The following is a 26,590-nucleotide window of genomic DNA, read 5'->3' on the forward strand; positions in this document are numbered from 1 at the left end:
AGGACGAGCCGGGTTAGTTTTCTTCTTTGTAAAAAACTCGTTTCACCCGCTCGCTGACGCCCGTTAATAGCTCATACGGAATCGTCTTGATCTGCCGGGCTAGTTCGGTAATTGGCATCTCGTTGCCGAAGATAATGACTTCATCACCTTCCTGGGCCGACGCGTTCGTTACGTCGATCATGGTCATGTCCATACACACGTTACCCACCGTCGGACAGCGTGTACCGTTCACCCATATATGTCCGGCGCCATTGCCCAGCCGTCGGTCATAGCCATCGGCGTAGCCAATGGCCACAGTAGCAATCCGGGCGGCATGGTCGAGCACTCCGCTTCGACTGTAGCCCACCGAATCCCCGGCCGGGACGTTTTTTATCTGACTGATCACACTCCGTAACGTACCCACCGAACGTAACGCCGACTTGTCGAGCTGGCTGGCTTCGACCCCATACAGGCCAATGCCGAGCCGAACCATATCGAGCGTATACGCGGGAAACCGGACAATGCCCGCCGAATTGAGCAGATGCCGCGTCGGGCGATAACTAAGGCCTTCTTCGAGCAGATTGGTGCAGCGCAGAAACGTTTCGTACTGTTGCTGCGAAAACGCGTTGAACTGCGCATCGTCAGCTCCAACCAAGTGACTGAATACCGTTTCTACGCGCAAATCAGGCCGGCTTTTGAGGTACGTAACCACCTCGGGCAGTTCAGACTCAATAAAGCCCAACCGGTGCATACCTGTATCAATCTTCAGGTGCAGTGGGCAGGGCACTTGCGCGGTTGACGGTACGGTTACGTTCTGCGCGCTCCCGTCGGCAACGAACCGACCCCATTCCCGCAGCAATCGCATGCTGTAGATTTCGGGTTCGAGTTCGTATTCGAGCAGAGTCGCAAACGTCTCGGGAGTGGGGTTCATAACCATAATCGGCAGTTCAATCCCGTTCTGACGTAACGAAACGCCTTCATCGGCATAGGCAACGGCCAGGTAATCGACGCGGTGAAACTGAAGCAGTTGAGCCACTTCGGCGCTGCCGCTGCCATAGGCGAAGGCTTTCACCATCACCATAATTTTGGTGGGTTTAGCCGATTCCGTTCGGCTCAGCTTTTCGCGGTAATAGTTGAGGTTATGCGTCAGGGCATCGAGGTTGATTTCGAGTACGGTTCCGTGTACTTTTCGCTGTAACCGGTTCACGATACGTTCGAACGAAAATGGCCGGGCACCTTTCACCAGCACGACGCTGTCGCGTAGAACGTCAAACGGAAACTGCCCCAGAAATTGATCTGTATCCGCGTAGAATAAACTGTCATCGGCGAAGTAATGCGCGTTTCGACTCACCACCGGCCCGATGCCAATGAACTGTTCAATTTGATTGGCCCGCAGCAGATTGCTCACCTGTTCGTAGAGATCGGCTTCGCGCTGACCCGACTGCAGCACATCCGACAGAATGACCACCCGGCGGGCGCGGGTACTCTGCTGATTCAGAAAGCGCAGGGCGAGTTGCAGGCCCGCTACGTCGTTGTTGTACGAATCGTCGATCAGGACACAATTGTTGATACCCTCCTTCTGCTCCAGCCGCATCGACACGGGACGTAGCCGATTCAGGCGCGATTGCAACCCTTCGCTCGTCTGAACGCACAGGCACTGCATCGCCATAATGCAGTGGATCAGATTCTCAACCGAAGCGGGGTCCGTGAACGGCAACCAGACACGTAACGGTTCCCCTGTCGAACGTAACGTAAGCTCATCTCCCGTCAGCACGGCCTGATACATAGCATTTTTGCCGGTCAGTGACCAGGTTACCAGCCGCATATCGGGGTTCACCGCTTTCAGCAGCATGTTCACCTCATCGTCAATATCGGCGTAGTCATTACAATAGACAAGCGTGTCGGCATGGATAAACAACCGAAGTTTCTCGGCAATTTTCTGCTTATGGCTCCGAAACCCTTCGTCGTGCGCCGTACCGATATTCGTGAAAATACCGATGGTCGGCCGAATCACGGCTTCCAGCGCCTGCATTTCGTGAGCCCTGGAAATACCAGCCTCGAAGATACCCAGCGTGTGGCTTTCGTTCAGCTCGTGCACCGACAACGGCACGCCCAACTGCGAATTATAGCTTTTGGGACTCTTGGCAACCACAAAATCGTCGGCGAGTAGCTGAGCCAGCCACTCTTTTACAATGGTTTTGCCGTTGCTACCCGTAACGCCGATGACCGGTATACGAAACTGCCGACGATGGTCGCTGGCCAGTTGCTGCAAAGTCTGGAGGCTGCTGGCTACTTCAATAAACTGCGCATCAGTATAGCGGGTTAGTTCGGCCCGTCGGTCCGGTGTCAGAGCCGCCCGTTCGACGACAAATTGGCGAACGCCCTTGGTATAGAGTTCGCCAATGAAGGCATGGCCGTCGTGGTGTTCACCCCGAATGGCAAAAAAAACGGCGTCGGCCAGCCGCGAATCCAGGTCCTCACCACTTACCTGCCGGGAATCCGTCAGCCAATGGGTGGCCGTAATCGATAAAGGTTGTGTTGTCATACTTAATTCATCCAGCCCCGTCGGCGGAAATACATAATCATCACCACGAACGTAGCAACCATAATACCCCAGACGACAAAATAACCATCACGCGTGTGCAGTTCGGGCATGTTGTCGAAATTCATCCCGTAAACACCCACAATGAAGGTCAGGGGCATAAAGATCGCGGAGAAAATGGTCAACGTTTTCATCACCGAGTTCATGCGGTTGCTCACGATCGAGTAATAAACATCCATGAGCCCCGCGATTAATTCCCGGTATGAATCCAGCGTTTCAATCACCTGATTGACGTGGTCGGCCAGGTCACGCAGAAAGGGCAGCGTATTCCGTTGGATCAGATCCGACTCCTCCCGCAGCAGAACGCCAACAATGTCGCGTAGGGGATACACCATCCGTCGAATAAACGCCAGTTCCCGCTTGATCTGATACAAAGCCGCCAAGGTTTGTTGATTCGCCCGTTCCTGAACGATCTGGTCTTCGAGCTGGTCCATTTTCTCGCCGACCCGTTCGGTGATCAGAAAATAATGGTCGACCACTACGTCCATGAGCGCGTACAGCAAATAGTCGGCCCCGTTGCGCCGGGTCTTGCCCGACGAGGCTTTGATTCGCTGAATAACCGGCTCGAAAATATCCTGCGTCCGCTCTTCCTGAAACGAAATCAGGAAGTTCTTTCCCAGCACCAGACTAACGTGTTCGGCGTCAATATCTGGTCGCTGGCGACCGTGGTGCAGCATCTTGAGCGTCACAAACACAATGGTGTCGTCATAGAGATCGATCTTGGGTTTCTGATCGGTGTTCACTACGTCTTCCAGCAGCAATGGATGCAGGTGATACTGCTGCCCCAGACCGGCTACTACCTTCGGCTCGTGGATGCCATCTACATCAATCCAGTTCACGTAAGGCGTAGCGGCATTGGGTAATCGACAGGCACTCAGCTTGCTGGATTCATCAACATGGTACTCCGCTTCGTTGTATTCGATGCGTTTGATCCGGGTAGCGTGTTCGATTTCCTCTCCCACGTACGTTAGCGTACCGGGCGAAGTTCCAAGCGTTTTCTCGGCGGAACGATAACGTCGGCGTCTGGACATAAACGATTTTGCCTGAACAGTTGCCGAAGCCGCCGTCTGAACACGACTTCCCGACAAACCTGATGCTAGAAATAAGGGCTCTACTTTTGGCCACAAAGATAAACCAACTACTCCGGGCATTGTCGAATGTTCAGAAAAACGTATCTTTCTATCCCGACTATGTTCCGCCCGATCCTCATCCTCGTTAGTCTGCTGGCTGTTCTCCTGATTGGGTGCAGCAGCGGCCATACTGCCCTCAAGCGGGGCCACTTCGACCTTGCCGTTCAGAAAGCGTCCAAACGGCTTCAGCAACGGCATGGTCTGACCAATCGCGGCTATAACCTGGCTCCGCTGGTCTTGAAACAAGCCTTCGTTCAGGCGTATGAACAACATCAGACCACCATCCGGCGGTTGTCCGCCCCGACCAATCGACAGCCCTTTCGGTGGGAAACGGTACACCGCGAGTACGAGCAGCTCCAGGCCTTAACCGATAACGCCCGGCTGGGCTTTGCCAAGCAATGCACAAGCTGCACCGAGTGGCTATCGGCCTATCCGGCTTCGTACCAGGATCGGCAGTTGGACGCCCGTCAATTGGCCGCAGCCGACCGCTATGAAGCCGCCGAACAAGCGTTTGCTTACCGGGAAGAAAACCGGCTGGCGGCTAAAGACGCTTATCTGAACTACCGAAAAGCGAGCGAATGGGTGCCCGATTATCGGCAGTCACGAGCCAAAGGCGAAGATGCGCTGCAACTGGCCATTCTTCGGGTTGTGATCGAACCGCTCAGCCCCACCCACGAAATCAGCCAGAACGACAATCAGGAACTGCAGGCCCGCATTCTCCGGCAGATTACGCGCAACGAAGCGCCGTCGACCTTTGTGCGGCTGTATCCACCCGACGAAAGCGCCGGAGATGGCTGGGAAATTCACCAGGCCGTGCAGATGCAGGTAATTGATTATACGCCCTTCCGCGAGGACGTATCGTCGTCGAGTACGACGGTATACAGCAATCAGGCGTATAAGGTAGGCGAGAAAAAAATCAACGACTCCACCAAGGTCGATATCATGGAAAAGGTCAGCGGAACCTTAACCACGTACCGTCGGGAGATTTCGGCAGGCTTATCGTTACGTATGCGGGCCGTTGATACGCAAAGCGGTGCGGTTCGCTGGGAAGATAGCATCTGGGAGAGCCGGAACTGGCAAACCGAGTGGCAAACGTTCAGTGGCGACAATCGCGCGCTGAATGGCCAAAGTCTGAAAAGCGCCGATCTATTTCCGCCTTCACGCTGGCAGCTATACGACAGCATGCGCGACGAACTCGCCGATGATGTAGTACGTCGAATCCGGCAGAAATATGCTACTGACTAGCCACTTAACAGTGTTAGATTAAACAAGAATTATAGATAAAAAAGCCAACGCTAAGTTCCGCCACGCGTCAGCAACAACTACCTGACCGAAGAGCTAGCAACTATTTATCTTATTCCCACAAACCACGGAATCTGTTAGCAACTAGCTGAAAGCTAAAACACCAAACTAGTTCTTCAAACTTTATGCAACCGAACGACTCCGCACTGCTTCACCTAGCTCAGGACCTGATTATGGCCCGGCTTATTGCTGAAACGTCTGCCCCAAAAATTTTCAACGACTACGCCGACGATGTGTACTTAGCCCTGCTGGAAAGCATTGTATCGCAGCAGATTTCAGTTAAAGCCGCCGATGCCATCTTCGCCCGGTTCCGGGCCCTGTTTCCCGACGGTTACCCAGCGGCTGAGGCCGTGCTGGGTATGTCCGCCGAAGAGTTGCGGAGTGCTGGGCTATCGTTTCAGAAAATTAAATACCTGCAAAGCGTAGCGGAGTTCACCCTGGCCCATCCCATGGACCGGGCGCACCTCGACCCCATGACCGACGAGGAAATTGTGCAGTACCTGATTCCCATTAAAGGCGTGGGGCGCTGGACGGTGGAGATGCTGCTGATGTTTGTGCTTAACCGTCCCGATGTGTTCCCGATCGATGATCTGGTGATACGTCAGCGGATGATGCTGGCCTATCCTGAACGCACGCAGGGGTTAACCGGTCGACCGTTGTACAAGGAGCTGCACGCCATTGCCGACGCCTGGCGACCGTATCGAACCACGGCTTGCCGCTATCTGTGGCGCTGGAAGCCGGGAGCACAGCCGGTGAGTTTATAATTTCTTCACCATGACGGCTACCTTCGATTCGACTTTAATCAGCACTTCAATGCCTTCGGGGCGAACCACCAGCCGCTGCGGTACCATTCGAAAGGCGTCAATGTCCAGCGCGGTTTTCTGACCGGCCTTGGCGCGGGTAAATGCGGTTTCGATCTTGTTCGGAATCTCGGAAATTTCGTGGTGCAGCGGTACAACCATAACCGACTGAAGCGTGTCGCGCAGGTGGTCGTGCAGCAACCAGTCGGCAGTGGCGAACAGGTGTTCTTTCGTATCGACGTCAAAATCGAGGTTCTGTACGCGTAGCGTATTCGTCAGCGTGTCGTATCCGGGTTCGCCGTGAAAATATAAGGTTCCGTTTATAGCCCCGCCTACATCCATTTTCACAAATAGCGAACGTCCTCCACCATAAACCTTTATTTTACCAACCTTTATATTCCCTCCTGCCAGATTGATTTTCTGGTTCTGTATGGTGCGGTCCAGCACCCGGTTGAGATCGGTGTAGGGAATGCGCGCCAGCACCTGCAAGCGCGAAGCTTCGGGCAGTTTAGCGCGCCGAAGCAACCGGGGCAGGCGTTCCAGCACTAAACTGTCGGGTTTAGGGCCAATCCGCGTATCAACTTTAAAGGCAATCTGTAGCGGTACCGTAATACGTCGGCTGTTACCGCTTACAGGCGCAGCCGCTATACTAAACGGGCGGGGAATAATCCAGACTTCTTCGGGCTTTTTACTGATCCGTAACGGTTTCTGAATGTCGCGCCACACCCGCCCAACGTAACGGTCGAGCCGCAGTTCGGAATGGACCGCGTTGTCGATCGCGGCTTCAATATCGGCCCGGCGCTTATCCAGCAGCGTTTCGGCCAGTTTGGTAATGCCAACCTTAATACCCATCAGCCGAATGGTGGGGCGTTCGATCCATCGGTAATTTTCGAAGCGCGAACGCGTTGCCAGCCGCCAGTTCGGCGCAATGGTCAGCGGACTGGCGAAGTCGACGGCCAGCGCGCACAAAGGGCGCCGTTTCCGGTGTTTGCGTAGACCGATTGGGTTGCTGTACCATACCTGCAACGGGGCTGAGAACGTAACGCGCCCACTGGCATACTGAATCTGTACGGGCCCGGTTCGTTCGACCCGCAGCCGCCAGGCTTCACCTTTTTTTCCTTTAAATGTTTCTTCGGAGACAAGTACAGGTTTCAGTGCCCGGTTTATTTTTCGCTCCAGTTCTGGTATTTTGAACGTAATACTACCAGCCAGATACGAAACTGGGTCCGGAATGGCCGGGTCGAAGTCGGCAGTAAACGGCGCTTCAGGACGCACACGATGGCACCCCACGGAAATGGCTAAAGCCGCGGCAATAAAAAGAAAACCGATGGTTCGTTGCGTATTCACTGCACAACAAACCACCGGATTATCAAATTGTTAGACTACAAATTTTATAGTCTATATAGGTTTTTTCACATGAATTGCCTTTGTATCGGTTGCGCAGCCGCATCCTTTGCCGCAGCCCGCCTGTTTCCGGCTAAAGCTTTGGTATACCCGATTACCCAGGTAACCGATTGCTACTGCGAAGATTACGAAGATGATCAACTCCTGCATGACGTACTGACAATTGAGTTCGTGAAGAGCATGGAAGTACAGCCAGTATAGCCAGCGGTACTTCCAGGTTCGCTACGTATTATACATTATTTTCCAGCCATCCGTTCCGCTCGGCTAACCGATACGCCTGCTGATAGTGGTGTTCGCCATGCCAGGCGTACTGACCGATCAGTTGCCCGATTGTGAACGTACGCTGACTACCAGGATGGTAATACGTGCGTTGTAAATCGCTTTGCGTAAGTGACGACAGCACCACAACCCAGCGCTGGTGCAGGTTTCGCAGAATGACCAGCGAGGGCGCTATATCCAGGGTTGCATCAGGCAGCTTCGCCCATTCGCCTTCTTCGTAAGGCTTGATGGTTGGGTTATCTTCGGTCAGAGCTAGCTTCGTACGCACGTATGCATTGATGTGGCTGTCGGCAATGTGGTGAACCAACTGACGGATCGTCCAGCCTTCGGGACGGTATGACGTATCAAGCCGATCATCGCCCCACTTGCCCGTCAGTTCGGTTAGCTTAACAGGAAACTGATCAATCTCGTTGATTTGCTGTTTGGTTTCTTCGAATGAGAACGTTTTCCCGTAATCGAATGCCCCAATTGGGTAGCGGAGAGCCTCAATGTCTTGCATGGTTTTACTGTGCCGTTTAAGGATTTGTTACGTCTTGAATTCGACCGTTACGGAGCCATCATCGGTTGTGCTGGTGATGATACGTTGGTCCGTCCGGCCCTGCTCACTCTATTCATACTGGTAATACTACGAAAAGGTTACAGAATCCGAATAAACAGGAGCTTCATTCAACCTCGATCGACACAGATGTAAGGCAGTGGCCCAGTTCCGCTGGTCAGCCGTAGAAATTGACCTTTCACTGCCATAACAGCTTCCAGTTTATCAATAATAGACTTACGAGTTGACGTAATCAATGTCGCCTACGATGATGTAGCCCTCATTCGTAATAAAATAGCGCTTCACCCGGCCTTTCGTATCGTATTCGTATCGGTATTCTTCCGAGTAAAGCGGGGTTCCGTTGCCTGCGGTCGTCACGGATCTGACAACCAGATTCCGGTTGGTATTTCCTAAGAACGGATACGGATTGCGCAGGCCCGGCCGGGATTTGTCAAACTCGTACTGGTTGGACTCGAGCACTTCGGGTGGTGACGCCGACGGGTTCAGTAAATTCAGGCTTTCTCGTATTTTTCGGGTCTGTATTACGTTGCCATCGCTCACTTCCTGCACCTGACTCACCCGGAATCCGTTGGACGACGATTGACTGACTTGCTGGATCCTGGTTATAAATCCGTCGGCGTCGTAGGTGCGCAGCGTATCGCCAGCGAACGCCAACAAGACGTTACGGAACAGAGCACTAAGGCCAGTGTCGGTCCAGTAAAAAAATGGATAGATCTGGGGTGAGTACGCTACGTGCCCCTGTGCGTCTACCGGTATTTGTTGGGTAGATTTTGAATACGGACCGCTCCGGTTCTTTGATACGCTTTCCCGCGTCATGGTCAGCATTTCCGAGCTGTAGTGATACGTGTAAGTTTGTTGTTTCATCTCAAGGCCCTCTCCGTAACGATATCCGTCGATTCGCTGCGTGATCAGTCGGCCTGATTGATCATACGTGAACCAGCTATCCATCCCGTGATTGACCGCATGGTAGCCGTCAGCCAGTTGAACAAACTGCAACGTGTCGGCCTGGCTGGGCGTGAGGGCCACACTCTTGGTTAACACCCGTTCCCAGATTCGGGCGATGGGTTCAGTAGATTGAGCCGCGGGTACCGGCACACTTGTTTCCCGGCACCCTAAAAGCGCCACACCCAGAATGACTATAGAGCAAAACCGACTCATGATGAGCTGTATCAGTGCTTTTTGCAGGCTGTATTGTTTGCTGATCGTTGCTGCCACTGGGCCCAGTGGCAGCAACGATTAACATTACGTTGAAAACGGCTTAGCAATAGGTTACACATCCTAAACCAATAACTATGCCTGCCAAAACGTCTTAATAACTCGGATTAACTCGGGATGAATGCCGCTGCTGGCAATCACGTCACCCCGGAACAGAAACTCGTCGCCCCCGTCGAAATCCGTAACGATACCGCCTGCTTCGCGCACCAGCAACACACCAGCCGCCATGTCCCAGGAATTGAGGTTATACTCGTAGAAAGCCTCGAACCGACCAGCCGCCACGTAGGCCAGGTCAATAGCTGCCGACCCCATCCGGCGCAACCCGTGCGTCTGCTGCATCAGCGTCTCCAGGATCTGGAGGTACTTCTGCATCTGGTCGAAGCGGTAGTACGGAAATCCGGTCGCAATCAGGCTTTCGCCCAGTTGGGTAGCGGGCGATACGTTCAGTCGCTGCCCGTTGCAATAGGCACCCCCACCCTGCCAGGCCGAAAAACACTCGTCGCGGTTGGGGTCGTAGACAACACCGGCAATGGGCGTTTTGCCCTGCGCCAGTCCGATACTCACCGAAAAGACGGGTAGATTATGAATGAAATTGGCCGTACCATCGAGCGGATCGATAATCCAGTTCAGAGCCGTTGGGTCGGCCTCCTGACCGGTGGTTCCTTCTTCGGTAATAAAACCGGCTTCGGGCAGCAACTGGCTTAAGCGTTCGACCAGTTGTTTCTCCGTTTCTTTATCGACGTACGAAACGAGGTTGTTCAATCCTTTGTACTCAATGGCATCCCGCTGAAACCGGCTTCGTTCCTGAAGTAGAAACGCCCCGGCCTCGGTAGCGATACGGCAAATATTTCCGGTAAGGGCAGCTAAGTCCTGAGTCATAATCGATTCGTTCTTGTTTTATAAAGTTGTAAAAATGCTGACGCAACATATTGTTGACGCTAGGCCATATAAAAAGTGGTGTCAGGTCTAAGAACCCGACACCACTTCCGTTAATTATAAAGCAATACGTTCATTCTGCTGGATTGCTATCCGTCGCCCCATCGCCAGCTTCGGGGACTAGCTCGATACCGTCGTATATAGCGCCTACGGTCATCTCAACGCCCAGCCGAGGCAGCACGATCGTGTCTGCCAAATCTTCGTAGATCGAGTTGATCCACTCACTGGTTTCTTCAATGCGGCTAAAGAGTTCAACTGTTGTCGTATACTGATCAACCAGCATATAATACCAGAGCGACGGAATCTTGCGGTATTTCTGCCATTTGAAACCCCGGTCCTGACTGGCCGTTGATTTCGACAACACCTCAACCAGTAACCGAGGCTGACGAACCACCAAATTATCTCCGCGTAAATCGAACGGATGGCAGGTAAGCACCACATCGGGATACGGCATATATCCATCCGACAGCACATCCACCTTCATATTCTCCGAGAAGACACGACAGCTTTTCCCTTTGAGGCCAGCCTTGAACAGATCTTTTACAGAGTCGATGAGCAGATTATGATTGACGGTACCTCCCGCCATCGCATAGATTTCACCTCTATAAAACTCGTGACGTACCTCGCTTTTTTCTTCAAGCTGAAGGTATTCCTCAACGGTGTACTGTGGACGTTGGTTCGATTGAGCAGCTAGCATATCTACGCATTGTTTAAGCGCTAATTTACTGCATGATGTTGCCGAGTGCGTTATCGTACAAGGTCTTCGCGTCGGCCGTGGTCAGCACGAGTTCGTCGTCAATTACGAAGTTGGCATCGGTGACGGTACCCAGACGGGTGAAGACGTTGTAGCCTTCATCGAGATAGCCTTCCACCAGGTGCAGCTTATCCGGCGATACCGAAATCACGACGCGGCTCTGGCCCTCGCCGAACAGGAACGCATCGCGCCGGTACCGATCGTTGGTGTCGATCATGAAGCCCTTATCACCCGCCATGGCCGATTCCGCCAGGGCCACAAACAAACCGCCGTCCGATATGTCGTGAGCCGATTCGATCCAGCCGTTACGTATCATGGTTTTGATGCCTTCCTGAACGCGCCATTCAGTCTCGAACTCAAAATACGGGGCGGGCGCGGCCTTGATGCCCTTGTATGAATACAGGTACTCCGACGAAGCAATATCGTCTGTTGATGGCCCAATCAGATAAATCCAGTCACCCGTGTTCTTGAAATTGAGCGTCATGCGGTGGGTCGGGTCTTCCATCAGGCCCAGCATACCGATCGTTGGCGTCGGGAAAACCGGACCGTCGTCGGAGCTTTGGTTGTAGAAGCTGACGTTACCACCCGTTACCGGCGTACTGAACCGGCGGCACGCTTCGCCCATGCCCTGCACAGCCTCGACAAACTGCCAGTACACTTCCGGTACGTAGGGATTACCGAAATTCAGGTTATTGGTTACGGCCAGCGGCTCTCCCCCTGAGCACACGATGTTGCGGGCGGCTTCGGCCACGGCAATCATAGCGCCCTGGCGCGGGTTCGCGTTCACGTACCGGCTGTTGCAGTCGACGGTGATTACGATGGATTTATCGGTAGCGGGCAGACCGGGCGCTTTCACCCGTACCACGGCCGCATCGGACGGTGCGTTGGTGCTGCGGTTGGCGGTGCCGACCATCGAATCATATTGCTCATAGACCCACCGACGCGAACAGATGTTCGGGTGCGTGAGCAGGTGTTCGGCTACTTTTTTGATCTCATCTTTTTCCAGATCGTCGACGTCCGATAAGTCGAACTTGGCGTATTCCTGAATGTAAGCGGGTTCGCGGTATTCACGGTGGTACTGCGGAGCGCCACCACCCAGCACGAGGTCATGGGCCGGTACGTCGGCAACCAGTTCACCGTAGCGGTAAAAATGCAGACGACCCATGCCATTTTCGGGGGCAGCCGTTACTTCGCCGATCTGCGAGCAATTCAAATCCCACTTATCGAAAATACGCTGGATTACGTCTTCTTTGCCTTTCTCGATCACGACCAGCATCCGCTCCTGCGACTCCGACAGGAGAATCTCGAACGGAGCCATGTTGGGTTGCCGCGTCGGTACTTTGTCGAGGTCGATAATCATGCCGTGCTCGCCCTTGGCGCTCATCTCCGACGTAGAGCAGATGATGCCAGCCGCGCCCATGTCCTGAATACCGATCACATGCCCCGTAGCGATGATTTCGAGGGTGGCTTCGAGCAGGAGTTTTTCCATGAACGGGTCGCCGACCTGCACGGCGGGCAGCTTATCGGTCGAAGCGGCCGTAATGTCTTCCGAAGCAAACGTAGCGCCGTGGATACCGTCTTTACCCGTTGCCGATCCGACAATAAACACCGGATTACCGACGCCGTAGCTGGTTGCCTTAGCGACGTTACCTACCTCAACGATACCAGCCGAGAACGCGTTGACGAGCGGGTTCGTATTGTAGCACTCATCGAAATACAGCTCTCCCCCCACGGTTGGAATCCCGAAGGCATTGCCGTAATCGCCGATGCCTTTGACGACACCCCGTAACAGCCGCTTGGTTTTGGCCAGGTTCAGGTCGCCGAAACGTAACGAGTTGAGTTGAGCGATGGGCCGGGCACCCATCGTAAAAATATCGCGGTTAATCCCGCCGACGCCCGTAGCGGCCCCCTGGTAGGGCTCCAGCGCCGACGGGTGGTTGTGCGACTCAATTTTAAAGGAACAGGCCAGCCCATCACCAATGTCGACCAGTCCGGCGTTTTCTTCCCCGGCTTTGGCCAGCATCCGATCCGAATCACGGGGCAGCGTTTTGAGCCAGACAATCGAGTTTTTATACGAGCAGTGCTCCGACCACATCACCGAGAAGATACTCAGCTCGGTAAAGTTGGGCTGACGGCCCAGGATGGTAACAATGCGGTCGAATTCGTCGGGGAGCAGGCCCAGTTTACGGGCAGTTTCGAGCGTGGGGAGCGATTCGGTAGTTTCCATATTTATGAATTAGTGATTGAGTGAATGACCGGGCGGCCGTGCGGTGATTGAGCGAGAAAACTGTAGCCGGAAGATGAAGCTAAATGTCTTTCGCTCAATCACTCATTCACTCTTTCGCTCATTGAATATGCGCAAAACTACGGTTTTTGAGCGAAAATGGCGGGTTGGGGGTTGACAAATCTTAAAACGCTCGTATATTTGCACCCAGAAAGAGGGATGGCAGAGTGGTCGATTGCGTCGGTCTTGAAAACCGAAGACTGTAACAGGTCCGGGGGTTCGAATCCCTCTCCCTCTGCAAGAAAAGTTAAGTGCTCAAAATCAACATTTGAGCACTTTTTTTTTGGGCTAAGCCACCGAAACTGCAACCTACTTATGTTAGTTATTGGGTAACATATACTTTTACTTGAGTTTTTTTCATTTTATCTAATCCACAAATTAAAAGTTATATGAAGCATATTCTCAACCCAAATACAATAGATCGCTCTAAACTTGAAGAATTATTTAACAATATTTATTCGGGAGAATGTATACTTTTTTTAGGCGCTGGTGCATCAATTACAAACAGAAATTTTTAAGCCATCAATTAATAAAATATTATGAGGAAGAAACTGGCCAAAATTTTGACACAAATGATATAGTAGAATTTGTTGACATTATGTCATCTAACCCAATTTTTAGCAGGGCTAATTTCGACAATTTTGTACAAGATTTACTAAGTAGCTTAAGACCAGAAGATCACCATAAAACAATTTTATCTATAAAATGGAGAGAAATAATAACAACAAATTTTGATTTGTTGTTAGAACAAACTTATGATGAAGTTAAAGAAACAAGCAATTGCGCATTTAAACTAATTCCAGTAAGAAGTAATAAAGAATATAATTCGTATTTAAGCAACGATGAAGTAAGATATGTTAAATTAAATGGTTGCTTAATAGATAAAAGTAAATATCCGTTAGTTTTCTCAACAGATGACTTTAAAAAAGCTGATAGCTTTTATAAGAAGGTATTTAACCCTATTAAAAATTTATCGCCTAAAGTTAACTTATTATCAGTTGGCTATTCGTACTCTGACCCGTTAGCTAAAATCATCTTAGAACACTTTGACAAGCATAATTACAGAAATGGCAAGTTAATATACAGCTTAGACCCATATGTCTCTGATTTTAGATTAGAATATTATGAAAAGAATAGGGTGTGTATAATAAAGCTAACAGCTGAAGAATTTTTCAAAGAGTATAAGCTATGGGAAGAAAAAACTTTTCTAAGCAAACACAAAGATAAGGTTGCGAAATTCACAAATAGTAACAATGAAAGAATTAAAATAACAAATAGGTTATCCTACAATATTGCAAGCTATATAGAACAATTGAATAACAACTACAATGGAAGAATAATTTCAGAGAAAGATTTTTATTTAGGAGAAGAACCTAATTATATTGTAATTAAAAACAGTTTTGATATAATAAGAAGCAATTTAATTAATTCTGCTAAAAACACTGTTCTACACTTTTCAAAAAAAAGCAATGACATTTTACCAATTGTATTCTTAACAGGCTCCTTCGGTATAGGTAAAACTACTTTTAATTATAGGTTAATCCATGAAATTGTTAATGATAGCAATAACGACACTATAGCTTTTGAAATAATTGAACCAGACAGTTTAAAAAAGGAACACATAATTGATTTGATTAAATGCGTTGACTCAAAGAATATAATATTTTATTGTAATAGAGTTGAAGTTGACTCTGTATATAAAATTTTAATGGATTTACGCCTACAATTATCTATACAACAAATACCAGACAAATCCATTTGTTTTGTTTTGTCGATTAGAGAAAATATCTTAGAGAAACATAAAAGAAGTATGCACAGTAACAATATATACACGATTGATATAAATGAAAATTTAAGTACAGATGAGATAGGAGAATTAGTCGATAAACTAGCCGCTAACCAATTAATATCTATTCGAGACGTTCACGAAAGAAATGATTTAGTAGGTAAAGTAAGAGACAAATTAGGCAGTGATCCATTCATAACAATGTTGGATTTAGTAAGTAATGGAAAGCACATTCGAGATTTAAGAGATGCTTATGAAGAACTATCTGAAAAGTGCCAGTACGCTTTTGTTAATACGGCTTTATTACATCGATTTGGGATTTTAATGCCATCTGGACTTTTAAACAATATTGTAGCATCTGATTGGAATGAATTTACTGAGAAAGTAATCAAGGTAGAGGGTAAAGGCATATTAATTCATGACTATAGTAATTCAAAAGGTAAAAGTACTGATCTTTTTTTCAAAACTAAGCATCCACAAATAGCCGAAAGGTTAGTTCAAGAAGTATTGAAAAATTCAGATTCAAGATTAAAATACTATCAAAACATAATTAATTGTATTGATTCCACTAGCCTAAATAGTAAGCTAATTGTAAATCTTTTTAAAGCTTTAAAAGGAACTAATGAGTTTGGAGACAGGTTTATGAATAAATTGTACGACTTAGCATATAAAAAATTTCAAGAAGAGCCTTACTTCTTATTACATTATTGCAAAAATCTTCAGTATCGAGGCACAAAAGACTTCCTTAAGAAAGCGGTTGACATAATGGTATACGCAGACTCTCTTTTAGATAGAAAGAATGATAAATTTATACATAGAAGAGCCTTACTAAATTTTGAGCTAGCAAAGCTATATTACAAAGAAGAGAACGAATTAAGCCTTACAATAACATACTTAGAAGAAGCAAAAGATTTGTTTCTTCTAAAGCAACAATTAGATCCTACATCTTCCTTTAGCTATTATGATTATCTAACTCTATTGATGTGGGAACTAGACAATGTAGTTCTTGAACCGGAAACGGAATTAAAATTGAAAATAAAAATTGAAGATAATTTTAACCTTGCCGTTAATGCTGTTACAGGCGGAATAGCAATAATTCTAGAATTACAAGAAAGGTATGAAAGGGAATATCGTCAATCCAACAACTATCAGACCTACTTACAAAAACTAGATGAATTCAATGACAACTATAATCTTAGGCCTTTAGCTTTAATTCTAAAGTATAATTTTCTAAATAGGATACAAGCGGAATTTGGTGAGCAAAGTATTATTTTAGAAGAGTTAGACTTTTTCAAGGATGATGATGTAGCAATATTTCTTTTTAGAGAGTATGGACGTAGGTTATACGATCCAAATATTAGAATTAAGTTCTTTAGCTTATCAAAAAGTATGGTTTGGTATGGCAAACATAACCCGTTAAGATATAATTACTTTAATTATGTTGCAGCTTCATATAACCGCAACTTTCACGAAGCTAGGTTATATTTAGAAAATATTCAAGATCAGTATCACTCGTTAAATCCAGAATATAAACTTAAGTGGAAAGATGTTGATGGAGCTACAGACCGTATATTTGAAGGCAATGTAATTAGAACGGCTGGTAAAGGTTATGCTTTTAAATCTACTGAATTACAAAGGCGTTTTAAGTTTGCACGTGAGAATTTTCGAAAATTAAGAGATGGTGAATCTTGTAGTGTAAAGTTGCACTTTTATTTATTCGGGATAAGTGCAGTATTACAACCTGTTAGTACTTTAGAAGATTAACTGTTACGTGCGATACAATCTAAGATTGTATCGCACGTAACAGTTAATTATGCCGTCGTGCCCTTCTGGTGGATTTAGCACAACGATAACAGCAAAAGGCAGACCCATTCTAATGCTCTCGTACTTACCTTACCATTACATTGTTAGCTAACCTTCTGATAATACACTCGATACCTCTTCGTTGGCATGTATATACTTAGAATTTCCTTCTAATTACAACGTATCGTTTTATCGCGAGTGAGCTGCCAATGGTTTGTTGGAAAAATATCGGTTGACCAATAGCGAAATAGGCAGTCCGATCGCTACGATAAGGATACCCATGCTAATCGCCACGCGGCTCAGCGTGAACGGCCGGGTAGCAGCCTGACTCATGGGCACAACAACCAAATTCATCACGATCCAGACGAATACGCCGTACAATACGCCCATCAGGATTGGGTCGATTCGTAAGCGCGGCAGCTTCTGGTAGATTAACACGAACAAAGCCGCAAAGCTGAGCGCAATGCCGTAATGGAGCAGCAGCCCCCAGCCCGCCATAGCCAGTCCGCCGGTAAACGCGTCGCTGCCAAAGAAGCCACTCGCCACAAATTGCAGCAACGTCACTACGCTCTTACCGCCCGACAGGAGATACTGGATGCTGGCGGCCGTAATGTCGAGCGTACCGGCTATCAATCCCGCCCGCAGCATGATCGGCAGGGCGCTGTGTGTTTTTACGTCAAGATATGGGCTGGACTTTGTCATGGGAATAGGAAGGGTTGTTTATTACGTATTACGTTACCTTGGTTTGTGGGGACACAAACCGTCTGTCCGGATAGTTTTGGCCTTGCTGACGCATTTGTGGTTTGTGAGAACACAAACCACGGAGATAGTACGTATTAAACGCTGAGGCTTAGCCCCTGAGTGACGGGGGCTAAGCCTCAGCAATCACCGATTACAAGCCATTACGTTTTGGTAATCAGTACATAAAAGGCAACAACCCCTATTCCCTAATGCTGTTGAATACTGATTCTCAGGTCAGTTGCTACGTAACGCCGTTAGTTCGACCAGGCCGGAACACCCCCGACCACTTTTAGCGATTGCCCGTTGGCCCCGATACCGATTCGGTGCAGTTTAGTCCCATCGTAATAAAATAGGTCGCCCGTTTTCAGGCTGCCAATGGCGTCGGGCAGCGATTGCCCATTTAACGCCAGATTAGCCAGGCTGTACATGTTGGTGATATTGATCCCGGTATTGCCGCTGATGACGTTGCTGAACACCCGACTGTCGGGCAGGTTGATGCCCAGCGCCGTAGCCTTTCCCGAAAAGAAACTGTTCCCCATTATGGTTGATCCCTGCAAGCCACAGCCCGCGCCGGTGATGGGTGCCGTAGCGAAGCCCGACTTTGGCGAGGTCGACACCGAATTGCCAACAATGGTCCAGCCATACGCCACGGCGCCCCCAAACAGGTTGATGAACGTACCGTTTACATTGGTGAGCGTATTGCTGACGACCGATACGGTTCTGGTCAGCGTGGGTAGCCGGATGAAGTCCGGTACGTTGTTGACGGTATTTCCCGTTATGCTCACCGCGTCGATGTCGGCCGCGTTCTGGCCGTCGATACACACGCCGTCCGGTACGTTGAAACTCCCATCGTCGTTGGTGTAAAATACGTTGTTCGAGATGGTCAGCCCGCGTACGTTCACCAGCCTTACGGCCGCATTCGCCACTCGATAGAACGTCATGCCGGTGATGCGGGCGTTGGTGACCTTGCCTTTGGCCGAGCCCAGCCGAATTACGTCGAAGGGAGCCACGTCGGCCTTACAGTCCGTAAACTGAATATCGTCGCCCTGTGGAATATCGACGCCTAAGTTTTCGGGCGATTTAAACCAGACATTGCGGAAATACAGGCTGTTGCTCGACAGGCCCGACCGCACTTTGATCTGCGCTACGTTAGGGTTACGGCTGCGGGAGCCCGACTTCAGGGCGATGTTCTCGAAGATGGTAGAGTTGCTCAGCCCATCCACGTCGGGTTCCAGCATAAAAATATTAACACCGGGGCGGCTCTGCACAAAGGTTGTTGACGCGTAGGTACCGCCACCCTGCCCAATAATTCGGATAGATCCCGGTATTTTGATGTTGGCGACGCGGAACGTACCGACCGGGCAAATCAGGGTTCCCGGATTACCGGAATACGTCGGCAACTCGCCACTGGTGGGCCGGGCCGCCGAGCATACGTACTGAATAGCCCGTTGTACGGCCGCACTGTCGTTGGCCGAATTGTCGCCCTTGGCACCCCACCAGATCAGGTTGGCCGGTCCATCGAACTTTCGTTTGTAGCGCCGTTTCGAGCCGTCGACCAACGTAACGGCTCCATCGTCAGGCGTCGACGTATCCAGCGAATCATGGGCAAAAATCCCCCCTTTGTCGCGGTCGATGAGATAAAACGCTTTGGGAGCCGTACCCTTAAAGGCCCGAATCGACGACAGCGAAGCATGAACGGTTCGGTTAGCCAGAGCCGCAGCGGTCACGCGCTGGCTATCGTCAACCTTCCCGGGTGCGGTGTTACCTTTGGCTGGTTTAGGCTTAGCTGCCACGCCTTTTCGAATGTTGGTATCGAGTTGCGTAGCCATAACCAACTGCCGGTTCGAATAAAATTTTTCAATAGACGTAGGAAACAAACTAACCTTGCCAACACCCAAGAACGCATTGACCGGTCGGCCCGTTGCCGCTGCTGAACCCAGTATACTCAAAATGACAAACAGATAACGCATAGTTTAACCGATAACGAGCCTGATTACACTTTAACATCTGTACCTTGGCCTGCCAGATTTAGCCGTGGCCGATTAGTAGACGAGTTCAATCCGCGTTTTGTCGTATAATGTTAGCCAGTCCTTCCGCAGAATGGCATAAAGATACTCGTCCTCAAACTCTCCATGGTCGTTCAGGCCCGATTCGCGCATAACCCCTTCCAGCCTAAAACCTACCGTTTTCTCAATCGACCGTTTCGAGGCTAGGTTCGAGACGAAACAGCCCGTTTCTACCCGGTTCAACCCCAGTAGCGCGAAGGCCAGATAAAATAGGTGCGGTTTGCTGCGCGGGGCCACTCCCCTTCCCCGCATGTGCATAAGCGTATCAGCCCCCGTTGATCCTTTCTGCGCCCGCCAACTATCAATACTTAACAAGCTCAAGCCCGCGAGTTCGTCGTTGAGCGTTGTGTAGAATCCGTAATTCGTTCGTTTCCCATCGACGTAGCGCGGTAGGTAATTTTCAGCGATCTCCACGAGCAGTTCATCCGAATCAGGATAGCCCTGAAACAGCGCATGTACATCCGCTAAGTTATCTTGATTGATCAGATGCAGCGAAATCGAATCGGCATACAACACTTTAAACATAGTTCAGTCTGGTCGAGTATTTCAATATCAATTCCTAAAGAATAGGTTTTCAATACTAGTCCTCCCTAATCCAACTTCTAAAAATGGTTTCTGAAAATCTTCTCCCGAAATTGTCATGTTTTATTAGTTTATGATTGAGCTGTTACCTGTAGTTATAAACCTCAGTCAAAAAATAGTGACTTCATTTCCCGAAAAAGACCAGATATACTATTCAGATGTTGACCATTAAATAAACATTTCGGCGCTAAAAATTGAGTTCGTTAATCCGCTAGTCGGTACAGTGTCTATTGAACAACACCTTGCCATCATGAGACTATTTCGAGTTCACAAAAAGAGTTTAGGGTTTGGCTTTCAGAATGGGACACGTATGAGTTAAGTCACGGAAGTGTAATAAGGAAACCTATAAACACAGAATCCGGATCGACCTTATAATTGAGCAGCGGTTTTATTGATTGCGTGCTGCTGATAATTGTTTACGCCACTTCTTATTCTGTTATCCAGTCCGTCTTAGATACACTATAATTTTCGTAAACAAGTATCGGGCCGATGGCGAACCGGTAAGCAAATTCAGGTCAGTTAGGCGAATCGACTTGTGTTACCAAAAAAATATTTTTTAAACGACGCAACTGGCCAGTTATGCACCGGCTTAAGTCAATCTTTTCGTAGCTGCTTCAATGCCACCTGGCTATAAATTAGGGTTCTGGCATGTGCTAATTCACCTAACTTCCTGCTTATACCTATTTATTACAATTAAATCCAGCTATTATTTAAATATCATTAAAATTTCGCAACAGAGCAGGCTAGATTCTAAACCTCTCACCCCCGTCCCCCTTCTTCCATACTATGTTTTTGAATGGGCTATCCATTCCACTACAGCGTTACCCCCTAAAGCGCTGTGTAACAAAACATAGGTATAAATAGCACATTACATAGTTTTTTGGCAAATTCTTGGTTAACCTGTATAACCATATTTGCTTATTTTATTAATTTAGATAACCTTACGTAGACTATACCCATCATCGATAGCCTGTTCTATCAAATTAAGTTACATACAGATGTTCGATATGACCCTACTCTAGATGGACGCACAGACTTGGCACTTTAATTGCCCGAAACTACTCGACATAAATGCTCTCAAACAGCCTATGACTAACCCAACAACGGTGAAAACATACGCCGAACTAACTGAAACACAACTTATTGAACTCCATTGTCTAGCGCATGCGACAAGTGACACCTGGGAATTTGACGTTAGCTCGAGGGAAGAAGGCATCCATGTTTACTCTGGTCACCTGGAAACGGTGTTCCGTACCGAAACCGGTAATATTGTGAGTTTATGTGGCGGAGAGATTACAATGGTTCGTAACCTGTGGGCCATTGTGAGCCGTTGCCAGGAATGGGGTTTAGAATATAAATGAGGAAGTAACCGGGCTGTCTGCCGGGAAAGTTACAGTATTCCTGCTTCGTCTGGTAGTGGGTACGCCATGGAGTAGTTTGCTACCCTGTTGCTACGTCTTCTTTACCGACATCTTTCAAAAGCCCCTCCCCAAAACTTGGCGGAGGGGCTTTTCATTTGTTTATATACGGTTACTAATTGCTCCTATCTATTTTGTTTTTTTAGATAAAAACCGTTTTGATAAAAAGCGGAATAAAAATTGAAGTTGCTTACTATTTACAACGAATAACCAATGAATTCTAAAACTTTTTTTCAGTAATTAGATTTAACTAGATATTGAACTTCGTTATTGTTTGAAATCTCGGAATCTGTATGTTTGTACCAAAATTTACTTTATAAAACATGAAGGCGACAGCAATCCGGTTCTTTTCTCCCGAAGAAAACAGCGAACCTAAAGGCAAAAAAACGTCTAATCCATCGCCAGTTACGGGCTATATTTCGGGTGGTGGCAAACTCGTTTTTCCACAAAAGTCAATTGCGCAGTTAGACATAGACCCCAACAATACCCGTTTCAGAATTGGGGTTCAGGAAGGCAAACGCAAAATTAAAACCTTGTATCTGGTGCCAACAAACGATGAGCAATCGGAGTCGTTTGAACTGGTTAAAGCCGCTAAAAGTTACACGATATCTTTGTCATTAATCCTGAAGAATAACGGCCTTGATTATGCAAATACAAAGTATACGTTTACGATAAAGCCGTTTGACTATGATGCAGGCGTAACTGCTTTTGAACTTCAGCTTAGCGATGACGCCCCTAAAAGCGAGTATACCGGTAAACCCCGGGGCCGTAAACCCAAGAATCAGGACGCTGGCTCTTAAGTAATCATCAGGAAGTGTACAGCTTCGTTCTGGAACCGGAACGGATCCAGTTATTTTTAAGGTCCTTTATTCAGAAAGCCTTACTCAACTGCGGTTGGCAAGGCTTTTTTTATTAGTTTTCTAGTTCATTGACAACTGACCGCCCAAGCGTGAACTTTCCCGCCGATCATATTCGCCTGCTATTTGGCCTTAAACTTCGTCAGCTACGTATCGACAAAGGCTTGTCGGTTAGCGAACTGGCTCAGCAATCGGGCTTATCTGTATCGTACGTAACGGAGATAGAAAAAGGGCGCAAATACCCGAAAGCTGATAAGATTTCAGCCCTGGCCAATGCCATGCAGGTCGATTACGATACGCTGGTGTCGCTTCGGCTAAGCAAGAAACTAGAACCGATCTCTGACCTGCTGCGGTCTAAATTTCTGACGGAAGTCCCCCTCGAACTCTTTGGCATCGACCCGTCCGACCTGCTCGAATTACTAGCCGAAGCTCCTGCCAAAGTAAGCGCCATGATCCGCACGTTCATGGACATTGCCCTCAGCTACAACATGAGCGTTGAACGGCTATACCTGACCATGCTGCGGTCGTATCAGGAAATGCACGACAACCATTTTCCCGACATTGAAGCGGACGCCGATCGGTTTCTAAGCGAGTATTCAGCCCAGGGCGAATCGGTTAGTGAAGCCCTGCTGATGAACCTGCTGAAAACGCGGTATGCCGTTAGTATCGATTACTTCGATCCGCTTACCGAGCCCGAACTGGTGTCGCTGCGGTCGGTATTTCGGCCGGAACAGCGTAAACTGCACCTCAACGCCGGGCTATCGGTCGAACAGCGGTCGTTTATTCTGGCGCGGGAAGTCGGGTTTCAGTTCATGAACCTAAAAAATCGACCCTACACGTACTCCTGGGTTGAAGCGGATTCATTTGAGCAGATTCTCAACAATTACAAAGCGTCGTATTTTGCCGGTGCCATTCTGATTCGGCGCGACGCGCTGGTAGCCCGACTCAGCGACCTGTTCGCCCGCGACACCTGGAGCAACGATGCCTTTCTGCAACTGATTACGGACTTCGGCGCGACGCCCGAACGTTTTTTCTACCGGCTCAGCAACGTACTACCGAGTTCGTTCGGCATTGATCAGTTGTTCTTTTACCGCTTTAATCACACGGCCGGGAAAACAACGTTCCAATTAACTAAAGAGATGCATTTGTCGCGGCAGCAGGGACCGAAAGGTATGGTCGATGAACATTACTGCCGCCGGTGGATAGCCCTGACGATTCTACAGGAGCTATCGTTTTTGCAACTCAACAAAGGCTTTGATGGTACCCTCTGCCGGGCTCAGTTGTCGGAGTATGCCGATTCGGGGCACCAGTACTTCATCGTCTCCGTGGCGCATCCGTTTCAGGCGCGGTCGGGCGAACCGGCTACGCAGCAGAACATGAGCGTTTCGATGTGCTTTGCCGTGAACGACAATCTCAGGAGTAAGATGAAGTTTCTGAGTATGCCCGAGAACGATATTCCATATCGTCTGGTGAATGAAGCCTGCGAGCGCTGCGGTATTTTCGACTGCCGCGAACGCGTTGCGGCCCCAATTGTACTCCAGAAAAAGCGCCAGTTCAGCAGCATGAAGCAGGCGATGGAAAAACTAAATTAAGCATTAGCATTGGGGAAGTAAGCCATTGGTTATCCAGGCCAACCATTCGCCCTGTTACTACTCATCAAAAATAAACCCGGCTAACTCCTGCTCAGGTAGCTAGCCGGGTTACGTATGGTACACGGATTTACGCTAGGTTTCTAACCGTTACGCGTTCTGCTTCATCCGGATGATGTTCAGAGCAGCACCGGCTTTGAACCATTCAATCTGTCCTTCGTTGTAAGTGTGATTCACCTGGAATTCATCCTTCGTGCCATCGGCATGGTGCAGCACAATTTCCAGCGGACGGCCCGGTGCGAACTCCGTTAAGCCTTCGATGTCGATGGTATCGTCTTCCTGAATCTTGTCGTAATCAGCAGGATTAGCAAACGTCAGAGCCAGCATCCCCTGCTTTTTGAGGTTTGTTTCGTGAATCCGCGCGAACGAACGTACCAGAATAGCCCGAACGCCCAAGAAACGAGGCTCCATAGCCGCGTGCTCCCGCGATGAACCTTCACCGTAGTTCTCGTCGCCAACTACAACCGAACCGATGCCAGCGGCTTTGTACGCCCGCTGTACGGCTGGCACTTCGCCATACTCACCCGTCAGTTGGTTTTTTACGCTGTTGGTTTTCTCGTTGAAGTAGTTCACTGCCCCAATCAGCATGTTGTTCGAGATATTATCGAGGTGTCCCCGGTATTTCAGCCATGGACCGGCCATCGAAATATGGTCCGTTGTACACTTGCCTTTAGCTTTAATCAACAGCTTCAGGCCCGTCAGGTTGGTGCCTTCCCAGGCTTGGAATGGAGCCAACAGCTGTAAACGATCCGACGTTGGGCTAACGATTACCTCTACCCCCGAACCATCTTCAGCCGGGGCCTGGTAACCAGCGTCGTCTACCGCATAGCCTTGGATTGGCTGCTCGATACCCTGTGGTTCGTCGAGTTTCACCTGCTCACCATTTTCGTTGGTCAGCGTATCGGTCATTGGGTTGAACGTCAGGTCACCGGCAATGGCAAAGGCCGTTACGATTTCTGGCGAGGCCACGAACGCGTGCGTACTGGCGTTTCCGTCGTTCCGTTTCGCGAAGTTCCGGTTGAACGACGTAATGATCGAGTTCTTACGGGTCGGGTCGTCCATGTGACGCGCCCACTGACCGATACAAGGTCCGCAGGCATTGGCCAGTACTACGCCCCCCATGTTTTCGAAGGTTTGCAGCAATCCATCGCGCTCAGCTGTAAACCGCACCAGTTCCGAACCGGGCGTTACGGTGAACTCCGAACGTACTTTCAGATTTTTGGTTACGGCCTGCTCAGCTACCGATGCCGAACGGGTCAGATCTTCGTAGCTGGAGTTGGTGCAGGAACCGATCAGGCCCACTTCAAGACGCTCGGGCCAGTTGTTTTCTTTAACCGCCTTGGCGAAGTTCGACAGCGGCCACGCCAGATCCGGCGTAAATGGACCGTTGATGTGCGGCTCCAGTTCCGACAGGTTGATTTCGATCAACTGATCGTAATACGTAGCGGGGTCCGCGTAGACTTCGTCGTCAGAACGTAAGTTTGCTTTAACCGCTTCAGCAGCTTCAGCGATATCCGAGCGGCTTGTGCTGTGGAGGTAAGCGGCCATCCGCTCGTCGTACGCGAATACGGAAGTCGTAGCGCCGATCTCGGCACCCATGTTACAGATGGTTGCTTTGCCGGTTGCCGACAGGCTCTCTGCGCCTTCGCCGAAATATTCAACGATGCAGCCGGTTCCGCCTTTTACGGTCAGGATACCTGCCACGCGCAGGATAACATCTTTCGCCGACGCCCAACCGCTGAGTTTGCCCGTCAGCTTAACGCCAATGAGTTTCGGCATTTTCAGTTCCCAGGCAAGACCCGCCATTACGTCGCAGGCATCAGCACCACCAACGCCAATGGCGATCATACCCAGTCCACCCGCGTTTGGCGTGTGTGAATCGGTACCGATCATCATTCCACCCGGGAAGGCGTAGTTTTCGAGTACCACCTGGTGAATGATACCAGCTCCTGGCTTCCAGAAACCAATACCGTATTTATTGGAAATCGACGACAGGAAGTCATAGACCTCCCGGTTTTTGTTCTTGGCAACGTCCAAATCCTGCTCAGCGCCTACTTCAGCCTGGATGAGGTGGTCACAGTGAACCGTTGACGGAACGGCAACCTGTGGCCGACCAGCCTGCATAAACTGCAACAGGGCCATTTGCGCGGTGGCATCCTGCATAGCCACGCGGTCAGGGGCAAAATCGACGTACGCTTTGCCCCGCTCAAACGATTGAGTAGGTACTCCAGCGAATAGGTGACTGTATAAAATTTTCTCCGACAGGGTCAGCGGTCTGCCCACTGCCTTCCGGGCTGCTTCGACGCGTTCGCCGAGGTTGGCGTACACGCGCTGAATCATGTCCAAATCAAAAGCCATAGCTGATAGGGAATAACGGGTTACTGAACGAATACTCTATAGAACTAACTAATAAACTCATTAAATGAATTCCGGTTAGTGGGCCAAAA

The 26,590-nt window shown here is 49.2% G+C and carries 18 protein-coding genes and 1 tRNA gene; 7 read left to right on the forward strand and 12 right to left on the reverse strand.

Translation table 11 applies throughout. The annotated features are described in order from the left end of the window. Nucleotides 1-13 precede the first annotated feature (13 nt). Together ACYVIY_RS17795 and corA are read right to left on the reverse strand one after the other, a co-directional pair. Nucleotides 14-2,524, reverse strand: a complete 2,511-nt coding sequence (locus ACYVIY_RS17795) for a bifunctional UDP-N-acetylmuramoyl-tripeptide:D-alanyl-D-alanine ligase/alanine racemase (protein ID WP_460977732.1) — start codon at nucleotides 2,522-2,524, stop codon at nucleotides 14-16. A gap of 2 nt (nucleotides 2,525-2,526) precedes the next feature. Then, nucleotides 2,527-3,612, reverse strand: a complete 1,086-nt coding sequence (corA, locus tag ACYVIY_RS17800; RefSeq protein ID WP_460977790.1) for a magnesium/cobalt transporter CorA — start codon at nucleotides 3,610-3,612, stop codon at nucleotides 2,527-2,529. Nucleotides 3,613-3,771: 159 nt separating this feature from the next. Here corA and ACYVIY_RS17805 point away from each other — a divergent pair, with 159 nt between their 5' ends. Continuing rightward, a complete protein-coding gene (locus ACYVIY_RS17805; RefSeq protein ID WP_460977733.1) occupies nucleotides 3,772-4,956 on the forward strand; it encodes a hypothetical protein in 1,185 nt (394 codons plus the stop codon). 182 nt (nucleotides 4,957-5,138) lie between these two features. Next, complete coding sequence (locus ACYVIY_RS17810) at nucleotides 5,139-5,777, forward strand: DNA-3-methyladenine glycosylase family protein (RefSeq protein ID WP_460977734.1); 639 nt, start codon at nucleotides 5,139-5,141, stop codon at nucleotides 5,775-5,777. Here ACYVIY_RS17810 and ACYVIY_RS17815 read toward each other — a convergent pair. Beyond that, a complete protein-coding gene (locus tag ACYVIY_RS17815; protein ID WP_460977735.1) occupies nucleotides 5,772-7,160 on the reverse strand; it encodes a DUF4403 family protein in 1,389 nt (462 codons plus the stop codon). The genes ACYVIY_RS17810 and ACYVIY_RS17815 overlap by 6 nt on opposite strands. 69 nt (nucleotides 7,161-7,229) lie before the next feature. On the opposite strand from ACYVIY_RS17815, the gene ACYVIY_RS17820 reads away from it, so the two are divergent. After that, entirely contained in the window at nucleotides 7,230-7,418 is a 189-nt protein-coding gene (locus tag ACYVIY_RS17820; protein WP_460977736.1) for a hypothetical protein, read from the forward strand. A 28-nt stretch (nucleotides 7,419-7,446) separates the two neighbouring features. Here ACYVIY_RS17820 and ACYVIY_RS17825 read toward each other — a convergent pair whose 3' ends face one another. From ACYVIY_RS17825 to purL, 5 genes are all read right to left on the reverse strand, one after another. Next, nucleotides 7,447-7,995, reverse strand: coding sequence for a YfiT family bacillithiol transferase (locus tag ACYVIY_RS17825; RefSeq protein ID WP_460977737.1), 549 nt, complete (start codon nucleotides 7,993-7,995; stop codon nucleotides 7,447-7,449). A 273-nt stretch (nucleotides 7,996-8,268) separates the two neighbouring features. Next, on the reverse strand, nucleotides 8,269-9,267 hold the full coding sequence (locus ACYVIY_RS17830) for a hypothetical protein (RefSeq protein ID WP_460977738.1): 999 nt from the start codon (nucleotides 9,265-9,267) through the stop codon (nucleotides 8,269-8,271). Nucleotides 9,268-9,342: 75 nt separating this feature from the next. Continuing rightward, on the reverse strand, nucleotides 9,343-10,146 hold the full coding sequence (locus ACYVIY_RS17835; RefSeq protein ID WP_460977739.1) for an inositol monophosphatase family protein: 804 nt from the start codon (nucleotides 10,144-10,146) through the stop codon (nucleotides 9,343-9,345). A 130-nt stretch (nucleotides 10,147-10,276) separates the two neighbouring features. Beyond that, nucleotides 10,277-10,900 (reverse strand): Uma2 family endonuclease, encoded by a 624-nt coding sequence (locus ACYVIY_RS17840; RefSeq protein WP_460977740.1) that lies wholly within the window; start codon nucleotides 10,898-10,900, stop codon nucleotides 10,277-10,279. A gap of 25 nt (nucleotides 10,901-10,925) precedes the next feature. After that, nucleotides 10,926-13,184, reverse strand: a complete 2,259-nt coding sequence (gene purL, locus ACYVIY_RS17845; protein ID WP_460977741.1) for a phosphoribosylformylglycinamidine synthase subunit PurL — start codon at nucleotides 13,182-13,184, stop codon at nucleotides 10,926-10,928. A 210-nt stretch (nucleotides 13,185-13,394) separates the two neighbouring features. Here purL and ACYVIY_RS17850 point away from each other — a divergent pair. Together ACYVIY_RS17850 and ACYVIY_RS17855 are read left to right on the forward strand one after the other, a co-directional pair. Beyond that, nucleotides 13,395-13,479, forward strand: a tRNA-Ser gene (locus tag ACYVIY_RS17850). 228 nt (nucleotides 13,480-13,707) lie between these two features. After that, nucleotides 13,708-16,791 carry an SIR2 family protein gene (locus tag ACYVIY_RS17855; protein WP_460977742.1) on the forward strand — a complete coding sequence of 1,028 codons (3,084 nt, stop codon included), beginning with the start codon at nucleotides 13,708-13,710 and terminating at the stop codon, nucleotides 16,789-16,791. Between the two features lie 228 nt (nucleotides 16,792-17,019). On the opposite strand, the gene ACYVIY_RS17860 is transcribed toward ACYVIY_RS17855, so the two are convergent. From ACYVIY_RS17860 to ACYVIY_RS17870, 3 genes are all read right to left on the reverse strand, one after another. After that, complete coding sequence (locus ACYVIY_RS17860) at nucleotides 17,020-17,532, reverse strand: DUF1440 domain-containing protein (RefSeq protein ID WP_460977743.1); 513 nt, start codon at nucleotides 17,530-17,532, stop codon at nucleotides 17,020-17,022. Between the two features lie 293 nt (nucleotides 17,533-17,825). Next, nucleotides 17,826-19,541: a hypothetical protein gene (locus tag ACYVIY_RS17865; protein WP_460977744.1), complete on the reverse strand. Its 1,716-nt coding sequence runs from the start codon at nucleotides 19,539-19,541 to the stop codon at nucleotides 17,826-17,828. A gap of 72 nt (nucleotides 19,542-19,613) precedes the next feature. Next, nucleotides 19,614-20,162 (reverse strand): GNAT family N-acetyltransferase, encoded by a 549-nt coding sequence (locus ACYVIY_RS17870; protein ID WP_460977745.1) that lies wholly within the window; start codon nucleotides 20,160-20,162, stop codon nucleotides 19,614-19,616. 1,798 nt (nucleotides 20,163-21,960) lie between these two features. Between ACYVIY_RS17870 and ACYVIY_RS17875 the strand changes: the two genes are divergently transcribed. Next, on the forward strand, nucleotides 21,961-22,437 hold the full coding sequence (locus tag ACYVIY_RS17875; RefSeq protein ID WP_460977746.1) for a hypothetical protein: 477 nt from the start codon (nucleotides 21,961-21,963) through the stop codon (nucleotides 22,435-22,437). Nucleotides 22,438-22,586: 149 nt separating this feature from the next. Continuing rightward, nucleotides 22,587-24,086, forward strand: a complete 1,500-nt coding sequence (locus ACYVIY_RS17880) for a helix-turn-helix domain-containing protein (RefSeq protein WP_460977747.1) — start codon at nucleotides 22,587-22,589, stop codon at nucleotides 24,084-24,086. A gap of 147 nt (nucleotides 24,087-24,233) precedes the next feature. Here ACYVIY_RS17880 and ACYVIY_RS17885 read toward each other — a convergent pair whose 3' ends face one another. Then, entirely contained in the window at nucleotides 24,234-26,501 is a 2,268-nt protein-coding gene (locus ACYVIY_RS17885; RefSeq protein WP_460977748.1) for an aconitate hydratase, read from the reverse strand. Nucleotides 26,502-26,590: the final 89 nt, after the last annotated feature.

It is taken from the genome of Spirosoma knui (assembly GCF_054780635.1).